Below are 12,112 nucleotides of genomic sequence, written 5' to 3'. Positions count from 1 at the left end.
TACAGATCGAGATCACACCGGAACGAGACGATCACGCTCGATGGATGTGCCGCGTCGCACCGCGCCGTGCGCGAGATGATCGCTGACGCTCTGCTGCCGGAGGGGACCTATGTGCGCTCCTCGTTCATCAGTTTTCGCAAGACTTCAAATCAATGTCTCGTGACATGAATCTCGCGAGGGATTGGCTTGATCGAATGGACCATGAAAAGATTGAGAACCATGTTGAATGGTAGACACTAAAAACAGCCTCTCTTGAGAGCAGCATCAAGGAAGTGTTCTTACTAAAAAACTTCGACCTTGCCGTGAAGCGCGCAGGAGCACTAATCGCTCATACGCCACTTGATTCCCGGTCGTGGCTGGAACTCGGGCAAGCCAGTCTGGAAGTGAACGATGTGCGCCGGTGCATTGAACGCCTACACGAAGGCTGCGTTCCGTCGGACACCTCTGGGTTTCCAACGGCCGCTGCTTCCGTTTCCGGGCGTGATGTTGGAGGCATAGTCATGGCATGCTCCTGATTGCGTTGAGCCGGGGTCGGCTCGCTGCGGTACCTCCCGACACGGCGGCTGCATGCCGCGATCGCTTGGGGGTGTGCATGGGTGAGCAAAGCGCGATCCTGATGAATTCTTTACAGGTGTTATTGCACCTGGCTTTCAACGTGGTAAGCGCAACCCACTTGCCGAAGTCGGAACGCGTGTGTCATCGGTCGTGTGAATGCCGCTAATGCGACTGTGCGAGGTGGACGATGGGACTACCCAGGCGACAATTTCTTGAACTCGCCATATGGAGGGGCAGCGCGGCTCTCGTTACCCCGCGCCTTGCGTCCGGGCAGGGGTAGGGCGGAGCGGCGGCGTCCATGCCTACACCGGAAGAGATGCAGGTCGCACAACGTGGCGGTTTCGCCGACGCAATTCACGTGGCCGGTGGTGGTCCAATGAACGGTGGTGCGTTTCAGACTTCAGTTCACGAGGAGTTGATCTCGTGACTGTCGGCTGCCTCAAAGCGTCGCCGTATATGCGTTCAGGGCCGCCACCGATCAGTCGCCCCGACAGCCGGCCATGATATCGCGCGGTATAGCCTGCGCGTCATCGAGCCGACGATCAGGGCGTGCCGTCGTGTCCACGGAGCAGGTGTACGGTTCGTGCTGTGCTCTGATCGACTCCTCACGCTCACATACAAAGTCTTCGGGACTGCTTCAATAGGCGAACTTCTGATACGCCTCCGGAGCGCGGGCAACGTCCAGTCGATCTACGCGTGGCATATAACGTAGTAGCCGCTTTGCCCGGAGGCTCAGGCGTTCGTCCGCGTCGGCCGGCACATCGATATGAACCTCGGGTCGAAAATACCAGCTTCTGCTGTAGCCGATCACCACCATCGGGCGCGGCTGATCCGTCCTGTTCGGCGTACCTCGGTGCAGCGCACGAACGTCCCGCACCATGACGTCGCCGAGTTCCATCTGGATGGCCTGCAAACCAAGCCGGTTCTCGCGCCACGCCTTCATGGCTTCGTCCGGACGCATGCGGTGCGTGCCTAGCGTGGTCTCAAAGGGACCGTTCTCGAGGGAGACGTCGCACAAGGGAAAATTGACCGCCAATTGAAAGGAGGGCATTTCCGGCTGATCATCGAACAGCGGAGGCGTGTCGCGGTGGATGTCCTGATACGTCGAGCCGCTCAGTGGCGTATCGGTCGCGAGCTGACACATCACCGGGTCGTCGCCCACGACCCGCTCGACGATACCGAGAATGGCCGGGTCGCAAAAGATGCTTTCGTCGGCGAACACACCCGAGAACGGGAGGGTGATGTAGTGCCGGTTGTCTCCGCGCACCGCAGTTGTCTGCGAGGCGACGCGCTCGCGGAGCAGCGGCTCGAATGCTTCGCGCCAGACAGTGAGTAACGCCGGAGGAAAATGGTGCTTCAGAACAACCATTCCATCGCGTTCGAATGTCGCAGCGTATTCGTCCAGTTTTTCTGAAGAGAGGTCAGGCACAGTCGTCTCCTTGTTGTCGGGCTTTCATCGAATGCAAACTGTCAGGGCGTAGATCAGCGAGGCCACAGATGGCGCAAGCGGGAGGCACTAGCGCCCGGACACGTTCACTGGTATGCGGCACGCCGCATGCTTCTGCAGAAAGGATCACGCACCTGATGGTCAACAGTCAACCTACCTGAATGGAGTTTATATGGCTACCGAATCCTCCCGCCCAACGCCGCCACGTCAGACCGAGACAGATCCGACCGCCGCCGACCGCCGGTTGAGCGACGAACAGAAAGACTCGCTGACAAATGAACCGGAACCGCCGAAGCCGAATAGCGGCGAAAAGCTGCCCGATCCGAAAGAGGTCGGCGAAGCCGGCTGATAGAGAGGTCAGGTGCGCCGCACGCCTGTCGCTCGCCCGCACAGATCGCGCAAGGAACATGCCTTTCCCTGAATTCGTTCCGAGCGAACGCGGTTCTCGTTCAATCCGAGCTTGCTTGCGGGTACTTAGCACGAGGATTCACCCATGATTCCCGCCACGCCGACCCATCGATCGAGATTCGCCACGGCGGTTTTCGGGCTGTTGAATCCGATTCCGTATGGGCTCTTCGTCGGCACGCTTATTTTCGACTTTGCCTACGCGGCCACCGCCAATGTGTTCTGGGGAAGGGGAGCTGCATGGCTCGTCACGACAGCGCTGCTTTTTGCCATCATTCCTCGCGTGATCAGTCTTTGTCACGTATGCTTTTCTCCGAGCGGAATGGTGGCCGCCGTTGAGAAGCTCGACTTCTGGGCAGTTCGCTCCTGGATTCGCCAGATTTGGTTTCAAGGAGGCCGCTCGTGAATAAAACTATCTTGAGCGACGCCCGGCGACTTTTTCAAAAGCATCCTGCTGTCAACAGCCCTTCGTTGGATGCTGTCAAATAGCGGTTCACCGGCCGTTGCTTCGCGCGCAATCAGCGGCTGGTTTGCCGCGGCGGCGACATTTGTGGGACGCGTCGAGAACCGTTGATCCTATAATTTCCCGCGACACGTGAAAACGGCGTGAGACGATCGCGGCAAGTGAGATACGCGTTCGGCAGCGTGTCGATGCTTTCGCTGCCTACTGGGTTTGCGCTATGCACATTGAATCGAAGGCCATGCGGAATATATCCCGCCATTGCCCTCATCGCCATTGGAGTCATTACGGTGCGCCCGCACTTTCGCCCGGCTCGCAGGGACGCCTGTTTATAGCGCGAGGATTCTGGGCAGTCATGGGTGTGTCCGCCTGCGACGTTTCTTTGCGCGGTCACCCTGCATGAGCCGGAGGGCGGCCTGTCAAACGAATTTGAGCGGCGTTTGCGCGTGGCTAGCTATTTTCGTTATGGATCTCGACCGAGAATCTCGTATTGTCTTGGTTGCATTGCTCATTTACTGCATTGGTTGACTTAGAAGCTGGCTTGCCGGCGATCTTCAGCATATGCAGGTTCGGATCAAGCGGCCCGACTTGCTCGATCACCAGCACTGGAAAGCGCTTTTTTTCTATTTTGATGTACCTATACTCAATCGAGATATGTGACGCCACGTACGTATCAATCAAGTCTTGGAATACAGGCCGTGTCGACACGTTGACCCTGTAGTGGACCCCATACCAGGCGTCAATTTCCTTTTTCTCGCGGTCAATTCTGTGACACTGGAGTAGCATTTTCTTTATATGGGCCTCGTACGCTTTGTGAGCACTGTTCGCTCTGGTTGTCAGGGGTGTGAGATTTTCGTCTCTGTCACCTTGTCCTCCCATCTCTTCATTCAGTAAGTGACCGGCTATCCAGCCTTTCATGTGGCTATCATCCGCAAGTGCCGTCATGAACGGGCGCAAGCTATTGCTGTTGGTTTTGGTACCTAGCCTGTAATAGCTCGAGACGTTGGATTGGTCAGGGCCGAGCACTGCTTCCATCCACGTCCCGCTGTGGATTTGCGCGTTCTCGAACGTTTGGGCTAGAGCCGGCCCATACGTGTGCCTGACAAGTCCGACAGGAAGTTGCTCAATTATCGAGCGTCCGCTGCTCGTGTTAGTTTTCCTGAAAGCCAAGAGTCTTCTCCTTTGATCCGTGGACCCGCACAACACGAGCTGCAGGCGGCCCTCGTATTTCTCCTGTTGGCTCGCGCGCCGATGAACCATCCGGCCGTCACGCCCGCTCGCCGCAGGATCGATCTCATGGTGAACAACACCGAGACCCCCCTACTTATTCCTTATGCACGATCGCCCATTCGGGCGTGGCGCAAACAACGAAAACCGTGAGCGCGCGGCCGTCCCATCTTGAGTTGCGCTGAGAGGGTAGATTCAACCTGTGGCTGCAATAGTTTGGTGGAAGCAACTCGGCTTTGGTTGCTATTCCCGCCGCCCTTCGTGCTGCACGTTTGGGATACTCTTCTGCGGCGTGTTAGTGTCCTTTGAAGACATACAAACGATGAGGTCCATCCGCCGCGATTCCTGGCTGTCCGCTATCGCCTCAAAACGATACGGCCGAATCGCAGCGGAACATCGGATCGAAGTCCGGCGCAAAATACACGATATCGGTGCGTTAAAGGCCGGGCCAACCAAACTCGCGGGAAAGGCGATGCAATCGAAGACTCATAGGCAACACGTCTATACGGCGAAACGTCGACCGAAGTGGGTGGCGGATTCAACCGGTCGATGCAACACCTAGAATCTGCGTGAGCAGCGGAGGTGTTGCATCGACCGGTTGAATCCGCCGTCGAACTGGGCCGTTCAAAGTCACTTTGCCGAGTCTTCACGGGCGGCGATAGCTCAGGGGGTGAAGTGACAGGCGCAACGCCTGTCAGATATGGATGGCTACCCCTGCTGTAGGAGATCCGTAGCACGCAAACCTTCCCCATTTATAGCAACAATCGGCAATTCCGCCGGTCTGGCTCGTGCACTCATCCGACGACAATCGGCCCAGATTGCGCCAGTCGACGGCGTAGTTGCGCGGACGCTCGAACGGCTGCTCCGCACTCGATCACGGACCGTTCAGCTTTATGGTTTGCTCTTCGCGACGGATCGCCGCTCACCCGTTCTAAGTTCGTGCCACGTCGGAGCGTACATCCCGGTCGGTTGTCAGTCGGAACCAACTGGCAACCAACAGGATTTCGTCGCTGCCCCGCTCACACATAGGCGTGAAGAATGGCAGCGGGCGGTGTGCATGATCTGGCTAGAGCATTCGACCGAGGAAGACGTGCATCTGCTTGGCGATCTCCTCGCTCTTGTCGGCCAACGCGCAATGACCGCTGTCTGTTAAATGGATCTCGGCGTTAGGCACAACTTCTCGATACCGCAGCTGACTCTCGGCCGGAAACAAGATGTCGTTTTTCCCGCTAACGACCAGCGTAGGCGGTTTTTGCGCACGCAGGTAGTCCTGAGCACTCTTGAGTGCGGGGCCATTGGTGCGGATGTCGTAGAGCAGATCGAGTGAAATATCCGCAGCACCGGGGCGCTGCAACGACGAATAGTCGATTTGCCACTGTTCCGGATCGATCAGGGATGTATCTTGAACGCCCGTGAGGTACAGATCGCGGACCACGTCGAGGGTTAGATAGTGTTGTCTGACCTTCTCGCGGCTCCCGTCCGTTCCGTCTTTCCAATACGACACAAGCGGCCCGAACCATGGGCTCGCACCCAGGAACAACGGATTGTTTTGCGCTACCAGCGCTTTCATCCGTTGAGGGGTTTTCAGCATCACGCGATATCCTACGAGGCCGCCGAAATCCGTCGCGTACAACACGTATTGACCGATGCCGACCTTGTCAACGAACTTGCCGATCGTCTCACCGAGCACGTCAAAGGTATAGGGGGCGTGCGAGCGATCGGGGATATCGCTGTTGCCGAAACCTGGATAATCCGGAGCGAAAACATGGTAGTTCGCGGACAGCTCGTGGATGAGATCACGAAACATCGCGGATGACGACGGCCAGCCGGGCAGGAGTAGGACGACTGGCGCACCGGGTGCGCCCGCTTCGCGGTAAAAGATCGAAGCTCCGTCGACATCCACCGTGCGGTAGCGGGTCGGAAAAGCCGGATTTCCAGCGAGCGACGATTTTCCAATAGGGTTGGTAAGCTGAGGTTTGGCCGACGTTGCGCGGGTTACAACCATGGCTGCAGCACCAGCGAGAAAACTCGTTGTAAAGGAACGGCGTGTAATCATCAAGGTTTGTCCTGCGAGGGTTAAAACATAACCATCCGTTGTCGCGGCAAAATCGTCGTGACGACGTCTGGGGCGAATCGACATCTGCCGATCAATCCGGTATTTAGGTGCCGAGGTGCAGCGAGACGTGTTCCAGCTTCCGGTTGTCGCTCGACCACAGTTGCTCGACTTGCTGCGCCAACGGATCGGGGAAGATGTAGGAGTGCCCTTCGGCGATGCCTTTCACTATATTGACGGCGGCATATTCGGGCGTCGCCTTATCCGGATAAGGTACTTCCTTCGCCAAGGCCGTCTCGATCGGTCCGGGATAGATGCCGACAACCGTGACGTTGTCTTTTTCCAAGGTCCCTCGCAGAGACTGGGTAAGAGAATGCAGCGCTGCCTTGGAAGCCGAGTAACCGGCCATCAAGGGAACAGCCGACAGGCCGACAACGCTACACATATTCGCGATGGTGCCGGACTTGCGGGTCACGAACTGCGGGGTGAATGCCCTTAGAACGCGAAGGGTACCGAAGTAATTTGTCCGCATGTCGTCTTCGAAGGTTTCCCAGTTACTGCTGAGAAAATCGCCGAAGGCCAGCGTGCCGGCGTTGTTGACAAGCACGTCCACATCCTGCGCTGCCGCAGCTGCGCCGTTGACCGATGGGTCGCTCGTGATGTCCATCTCCAACGGAACGACCCGCGGGTCTTCGAACAGCGGCAGCGCCTTCGGATCGCGCGCTGTGGCGTAGATTCTCGCCACGCCAACCTTCAGCAATTCCTTCACGATGGCCGCACCGATGCCGCGATTGGCGCCGCTCACCAGCACGACTTTGTTCGAAAGAGTCATGATCTTCTCCTGAGTGTTTAATTACCCGATGTCGGGATACGGAAAACCATTCGGCGGGAGTTTTGCCAAACGCTTGCACCGCATAAGTAAACGACATCGTTTACTTATGCGTATATGTAAACGATGTCGTTTACTATGTCAACGGAATTTGTTATAAATGCGAGGTGGACTTCAAGAGGGTGACGAGATGGAGCAGGGCACGGAAATCGAAGGCAAGAAGCTGGATATTATGAAATATGCATTCGATCGCTTCTACGATGCAGGCTTCCATGCGACGGGAATGGAAGCGGCCTTGGCCGGCAGCGGCATATCCAAGCGCACGCTTTACAAGTATTTCCCGTCGAAAGAGGATCTGATTGAGGCCGTGTTGTGGCTCTATAGTGAAGGTGTCGTGCATGAACTCTTCGATCCGGTCGCGCACATCAGCGACCCGCGCGAACAGATCATCGAGTTCTTCGACGTGCGGAAGATTACCGGCCGAATGCTCACGCGCGGCTGTCTGGGAGTGAAGGCGGCACAGGAATATGCCGGGAAGCACGAGGGCATCGTTGCACTTGGCATAGCGGCAAGTTCACGCGGTGAAATGAAGTTCCTCGAACTGTGCAAGCGGGCGGGATTTGCCAAACCTCAGCGCCTCGCCAAGCAACTGAACCTGCTTCTTCATGGGGCGTTGGCGCTTTCGCACGCGTCGGGTGAAACCTCGGCGTTCATGCTCGCAAAGGACGCAGCGTCGGCGGTCCTGGAGAACGCGCCTTTGTTGCAGCCTACGCGTGCAGGATCGTAGCAGAACTGCAAAACCTGGTGGCCGTTATACGTTGGAAGCGGTCATACCAGAGCAAGTCTTTTGGCCGGCCTGTATTTTGGCACGCTGTTTTCTGATCATCGGTACACCGCTTGCGCTTGGGTCTTGGTATACACTCGCGCTGACACCCGTTCTGCTGGTTGTTCTATATTTCCGTATAGGGAGCGAAGAAAAAGTGCTCGTTCGCGATCTCGTCGGTTATACTGAATATCAGAACAAAGTGAAATATCGTTTGATTCCGTTCATTTGGTAGCAGTGTTTATGACAACACTCATAGAAGCAACGCCTCTCGGGCGCCACCCATCGCTACCTGGTCTTTCCACCACAACGCACACCACACCGGACACAGACTGCAACCCCGATCCGTTCTTCACCCGACATTCATCGGCAACAGCACCATCTGCCTACCTTGCAGATGCAAGCGTGTCTGTATCTCGACCGGCGTTTGATTGTGTAGCCACGCAGTCAGGAAACTGACCCGCTTGAATATCAGCTTGCTGGCAAAACAAACGCTGTTCGGAAACTCGTCCATCGTGGTCCCGGCGAGCTTCATGAACTCGCCGACCGGATGCGTTCCGAAAGCGATCCGGTAGTCCGCCGCCATCCCGTGCCGGCGGCAATGCGCCACGTAGTACTCGAGCGCTGTCGAGATGGTTTTCCGCAACCGCTCAAGGTGCTCCGCGCCTTCATAACTTTGTGCGTCGACTTCTCCGACCGCGAGAAAGATCACATTCTTGAAGTGCCCTGGGAAGAGCCGGTTCACCCACAGGAGCGCATGCATGCTCGCGCCGCGGTGCTTGCCAACCGGCAGGATGGCTGTGGTTTGGGACGGGTCCGGTATGTCGGGGGCGGTTGCCTCGTCGACTTGGGGCGGCGGTCCGGCAAAGAGTGCATCCTCCTTCGCAAGCTGGGCACGCGTATCGTCGTAGTGCTGCTTGATGAGGAAGCACAGCGCAACAACAGCGCTCGTCACCAGCACCGTCAGCCAGCCACCCTCAGTGAATTTCTCGACCAGCGTGATGACCAGCACAGTGGTCGTCACCGACAGACCAAGCGCAGACAACCCGAAGTGCCGCAGCCAGTTTTCGCCGTCATGGCGGTGACGCCACCAGTACGTGCACATGCCAAGCAGTGACAGGCTGAACGTCAGAAACACGTTGATGCTGTACAGGACCACAAGAATCGAAACGTCGCCGCGTGTCCACAGCAGGATCAAAAGGCTTGCGGCGCCCATCACAACGATGCCGTTCTGCCTGACGAGCCGCGTCGACAGGTCGCGAAAATGGCGCGGCACCCACGAGTCGGTGGCCATGTTCGACAACACGGCAGGACCGTCGAGAAAACCGGTTTGCGCACCGACGAGCAGGAGCGCGGCCTCGAAGGCCAGTACGGTCGGGAGCAAGCCGTGCCGCGCAAGCGCCGAGCCGAGCCCGAGATGATCGATCACACGGCCGAACACGAGGGCGTTGAGCGTCTGCCCCTCCACCGGTTGCGCGTGCCACAGCATGTAGAGCAGGATGATGCCGCCCGCCGTGAAGGCGAGCGACGACGACATGTAGAACATCGTGATCTTGCCGTTCGGCACGCGCGGCTCTGCCAGCATTGTTGACATTGTTCGACATCGCTTCAAGGCCGGTATAGGTGCCACCGCCCAGCGAGAATGCGCGCATCAGCAGCGCGATGACCACGAGTGGCCCGATGGCATGCGACATGCTCCGGGCGTCGCCGATCGCGCCAGGCACGATGGCACTCAGATTATCGCCATGAGCAGCCACGCCATAAACGATGAGGACAAGATGCAGCACGACGAAGCCGAGGAAAATCGGTAGCAGGACGAGTATCGACTCCCTCATGCCGCGAAAGTTAAGCCCGGTCCGGTCGCCACGGCGAGAAACAGCGCGAGAGACGTGTGTTGGCCGAGCGCCAGGAACGCTTCTTCCGGGCCATAGCATGAAGATGACAGGCCGTCTGCGCCGAGGCCGACCCAGGCCAGCAGCGGCGTCACGGCGATCGCGTGGCGGGTGCGGGGGTCCAGAGGATCGAGCGGCTTGCCGACGATCAACTGCCACATCCTGGCGAAACCGGCCATGGTGTCTCCCGGCAAATCAAGCTGCGGCAATGTCCTCGCAAGTGCCAGCGTCGAAGCTCCATAGCATCGGCGAAGCACGTGAACGGGGCGTCCGTCGACACCCTACCAGTTGCAATGTAGGGCAGTTCCGCAGCGTATGCCAGTCGTCGTAACCCCGGCGGGGCGAAGCCGACGATTTGAAAGGATATCCATTGCCCACTCCGGCATACCTGCGCCGCAGCGGCGAACCGGAAGCGTAGTCGCCCCTACCGACACAACGGCAATCCGGGCGGGGAATGGCAACACAATCGGAAGAGAAAAAAGGCCGCATCACAGACCCGCTATGGACTCTGCATCTCGCTCAAGCCAACCAGTCGATAGCCCCACACGCCAGTCTCGGTGACGATGTGCTTGTGCAGAAGGGCCGTTCTTTTCAAACCAGCTGGAAGCTGGCGGCGATCATGATCCGAACGCGGGCACCACCCCACGAACGCATGCGGCTTTCGCTGCGGATCCGGGAAGCGGCTGCGCGCGCTGGTAGGGGGACGTTTCTGCTCTTTTGCGATGAGGCGCAACGCTACAACGAAAACGAATTACCAGATGTTCAGTGAAAACCGGTGTCCCGCTCACCAACAGAAGCTTGAGACGAAATGCCAGCATTGCGGGAGGAGGACACCCTACATCATCGACGCGAGTCTTGTGGGCTCACCGTATGGTTGTGCGCGCTGTGGCGCGCTTTACGCGACCCGATCTCCTCCTGCTTTTGCAACGAAACCGGCGATGCGCAAAGAGCATCGTATTGCCATCGCGCGACATTTCCACAATCGCATGGCAGGCAGCCAACTGATCTCTTTACTCCGGCCTTCCGATGGGTGACGACTTTACTTCGCTCTACGCCACACCGCCGTATGCACCGCCATTCTCGGTGTACGTGGTCTGTTCAGCGGCGACTGTCTGCGTGCTCTGGCCACGTTGCGACGCCGTGGCGCCGACGAGCGGGTGATACGACGGCGCCGGGCCGTAGCCGCTGTTAGCGAATGCGGGTGCTGCCACTGCTGCGGTAACGACAATCAGAAGGGCTGCGATGAGATTGCGGTTTATAAGATTCACTCCAATGTGCGTTAAATGTCTTGGGGACCCGACGCGCCTCAAGTGTGCGGAGGCAGCGGCGCAGTGTCGTTTGAGGACTGCGCCTCGTCGGGATTAGCAGGGTCTTACTTCAGGCGCGACTGCAACTCGTCGGCAAGCTGTCTGGTCGCAGCCTTCGTCGGTGCATCTTCAGCAAGTGCATTGAGCAAACCGAAGTCGTGGATCGTGCCGTTGTAGCGGACCGTAGTTGCCTCATCGCCCGCCGCGTCGAGTTTGTGGCCGTAAGCCTCGCCTTCATCACGCAGCACGTCGAACTGTGCGACCTGAATCAGCGCCGGCGGCAGACCCTTCAACTGGTCCAGCGAAGCACGCAACGGCGACGCGTAAATCTCGTTACGCTGCTTCGGATCCTTGGTGTACGCGTCCCAGAACCACCTCATCATCGGACGGGTCAGGAAGTGGCCTTCCGGATAGGCGTTGTACGAGCCGTTGTTAAAGGCGTTGTCCGTGACCGGCCACATCAAGCCCTGAAAGCGGATCGCGGGACCTTGCTTGTCCTTCGCCATCAGTGCGACGACCGCCGCCATGTTGCCGCCCACGCTGTTGCCCACCACCGCGAGACGGCTGCCATCCACACCGATGTCGTTGCCATGTGCCGCGACCCACCTGGTCGCCGCGTACGCCTGGTTGATCGCCACCGGGTATCGCGCTTCGGGCGACGGCGTGTAGTTGACGAACACCGCCACGGCGCCGGATTGCACGACGAGGTCACGCACCAGACGCTCATGGGTCTGAAAGTCGCCAAGGATCCAGCCACCGCCATGGAAGAACATGAAGACCGGCAACGTACCCGTTGCGCCTTGCGGTCGGACGATCGTGATCGGCACCGTGATGCCGTCCTGCTCGATGGTCTTGTTCGACACCTCGATGCCCGACAGATCGACCTTGACGCTATTCTGCGCACCGATCAGCACCTGGCGCGCCTGCGCCGGGGCCAAGGTGTTGATCGCCGGTCCGGTGCCGCTGTTCAGGGCATGGAGGAACTGGCTTGTCACCTGATCGGGCGTGGCGGGTGACGCCGGGGTTGCAGCAACTGCGAAGGTGGTGCTGGCGGCCAGGGCCGCAGCGAGCAACAAAGGCGTGAAGGTCTTCATGGCAGATTCCAGTTCTTGGA

The 12,112-nt window shown here is 58.4% G+C and carries 11 protein-coding genes and 3 pseudogenes; 7 read left to right on the top strand and 7 right to left on the bottom strand.

Features of this window, described 5'->3' with window-relative positions; all coding sequences use genetic code 11:
* Positions 1-24: 24 nt before the first annotated feature.
* A pseudogene (locus tag B0G74_RS47075) lies at positions 25-123 on the top strand (IS6 family transposase); the annotation flags it as partial.
* 730 nt (positions 124-853) lie between these two features.
* The gene (locus B0G74_RS47555) at positions 854-982 is read left to right on the top strand and encodes a hypothetical protein (protein ID WP_279388633.1); all 129 of its coding nucleotides are present in this window, start codon (positions 854-856) and stop codon (positions 980-982) included.
* Between the two features lie 210 nt (positions 983-1,192).
* Here B0G74_RS47555 and B0G74_RS34780 read toward each other — a convergent pair whose 3' ends face one another.
* Positions 1,193-1,984 (bottom strand): phytanoyl-CoA dioxygenase family protein, encoded by a 792-nt coding sequence (locus tag B0G74_RS34780; protein WP_243658453.1) that lies wholly within the window; start codon positions 1,982-1,984, stop codon positions 1,193-1,195.
* A 190-nt stretch (positions 1,985-2,174) separates the two neighbouring features.
* Here B0G74_RS34780 and B0G74_RS45980 point away from each other — a divergent pair, with 190 nt between their 5' ends.
* The gene (locus B0G74_RS45980) at positions 2,175-2,351 is read left to right on the top strand and encodes a hypothetical protein (protein ID WP_165923988.1); all 177 of its coding nucleotides are present in this window, start codon (positions 2,175-2,177) and stop codon (positions 2,349-2,351) included.
* Positions 2,352-2,495: 144 nt separating this feature from the next.
* Positions 2,496-2,813 carry a DUF2231 domain-containing protein gene (locus tag B0G74_RS34775; RefSeq protein WP_132380758.1) on the top strand — a complete coding sequence of 106 codons (318 nt, stop codon included), beginning with the start codon at positions 2,496-2,498 and terminating at the stop codon, positions 2,811-2,813.
* A gap of 504 nt (positions 2,814-3,317) precedes the next feature.
* Here B0G74_RS34775 and B0G74_RS34770 read toward each other — a convergent pair.
* The 3 genes from B0G74_RS34770 to B0G74_RS34760 all read right to left on the bottom strand — a co-directional run bounded on the left by B0G74_RS34770 (position 3,318) and on the right by B0G74_RS34760 (position 6,979).
* Positions 3,318-4,037 carry a hypothetical protein gene (locus B0G74_RS34770; protein WP_132380756.1) on the bottom strand — a complete coding sequence of 240 codons (720 nt, stop codon included), beginning with the start codon at positions 4,035-4,037 and terminating at the stop codon, positions 3,318-3,320.
* Between the two features lie 1,123 nt (positions 4,038-5,160).
* Positions 5,161-6,234 (bottom strand): alpha/beta hydrolase, encoded by a 1,074-nt coding sequence (locus B0G74_RS34765; protein ID WP_132380754.1) that lies wholly within the window; start codon positions 6,232-6,234, stop codon positions 5,161-5,163.
* 19 nt (positions 6,235-6,253) lie between these two features.
* Complete coding sequence (locus tag B0G74_RS34760) at positions 6,254-6,979, bottom strand: SDR family NAD(P)-dependent oxidoreductase (protein WP_165923987.1); 726 nt, start codon at positions 6,977-6,979, stop codon at positions 6,254-6,256.
* Positions 6,980-7,166: 187 nt separating this feature from the next.
* Between B0G74_RS34760 and B0G74_RS34755 the strand changes: the two genes are divergently transcribed.
* Together B0G74_RS34755 and B0G74_RS34750 are read left to right on the top strand one after the other, a co-directional pair.
* The gene (locus B0G74_RS34755) at positions 7,167-7,763 is read left to right on the top strand and encodes a helix-turn-helix domain-containing protein (RefSeq protein ID WP_132380750.1); all 597 of its coding nucleotides are present in this window, start codon (positions 7,167-7,169) and stop codon (positions 7,761-7,763) included.
* Positions 7,750-8,034: a hypothetical protein gene (locus tag B0G74_RS34750; protein ID WP_132380748.1), complete on the top strand. Its 285-nt coding sequence runs from the start codon at positions 7,750-7,752 to the stop codon at positions 8,032-8,034. Before B0G74_RS34755 ends, B0G74_RS34750 begins: the two co-directional genes overlap by 14 nt.
* Before the next feature lie 117 nt (positions 8,035-8,151).
* On the opposite strand, the pseudogene B0G74_RS34745 reads toward B0G74_RS34750, so the two are convergent.
* A pseudogene (locus B0G74_RS34745) lies at positions 8,152-9,870 on the bottom strand (amino acid transporter).
* Between the two features lie 394 nt (positions 9,871-10,264).
* Between B0G74_RS34745 and B0G74_RS34740 the strand changes: the two are divergent.
* Positions 10,265-10,442 (top strand): annotated as a pseudogene (locus B0G74_RS34740) (ATP-binding protein); the annotation flags it as partial.
* A 298-nt stretch (positions 10,443-10,740) separates the two neighbouring features.
* Here the strand turns inward: B0G74_RS34740 and B0G74_RS34735 are convergent.
* Both B0G74_RS34735 and B0G74_RS34730 read right to left on the bottom strand, forming a co-directional pair.
* A complete protein-coding gene (locus B0G74_RS34735) occupies positions 10,741-10,959 on the bottom strand; it encodes a hypothetical protein (RefSeq protein ID WP_132380746.1) in 219 nt (72 codons plus the stop codon).
* Between the two features lie 104 nt (positions 10,960-11,063).
* On the bottom strand, positions 11,064-12,092 hold the full coding sequence (locus B0G74_RS34730; protein WP_132380744.1) for an alpha/beta hydrolase: 1,029 nt from the start codon (positions 12,090-12,092) through the stop codon (positions 11,064-11,066).
* Positions 12,093-12,112: the final 20 nt, after the last annotated feature.

This window comes from Paraburkholderia sp. BL9I2N2, assembly GCF_004339745.1.
GTDB lineage: Bacteria > Pseudomonadota > Gammaproteobacteria > Burkholderiales > Burkholderiaceae > Paraburkholderia.
Note: the sequence above shows the minus strand (reverse complement) of the source record. Positions and strands in the feature narration are given on the sequence as shown.

Coding starts and splice junctions, on each gene's coding strand:
- B0G74_RS47555 (WP_279388633.1), top strand. CDS start 854: ATGCCTACACCGGAAGAGATGCAGGTCGCACAACGTGGCGGTTTCGCC.
- B0G74_RS34755 (WP_132380750.1), top strand. CDS start 7,167: ATGGAGCAGGGCACGGAAATCGAAGGCAAGAAGCTGGATATTATGAAA.
- B0G74_RS34730 (WP_132380744.1), bottom strand. CDS start 12,092: ATGAAGACCTTCACGCCTTTGTTGCTCGCTGCGGCCCTGGCCGCCAGC.
- B0G74_RS34775 (WP_132380758.1), top strand. CDS start 2,496: ATGATTCCCGCCACGCCGACCCATCGATCGAGATTCGCCACGGCGGTT.
- B0G74_RS34765 (WP_132380754.1), bottom strand. CDS start 6,234: ATGTCGATTCGCCCCAGACGTCGTCACGACGATTTTGCCGCGACAACG.
- B0G74_RS34760 (WP_165923987.1), bottom strand. CDS start 6,979: ATGACTCTTTCGAACAAAGTCGTGCTGGTGAGCGGCGCCAATCGCGGC.
- B0G74_RS45980 (WP_165923988.1), top strand. CDS start 2,175: ATGGCTACCGAATCCTCCCGCCCAACGCCGCCACGTCAGACCGAGACA.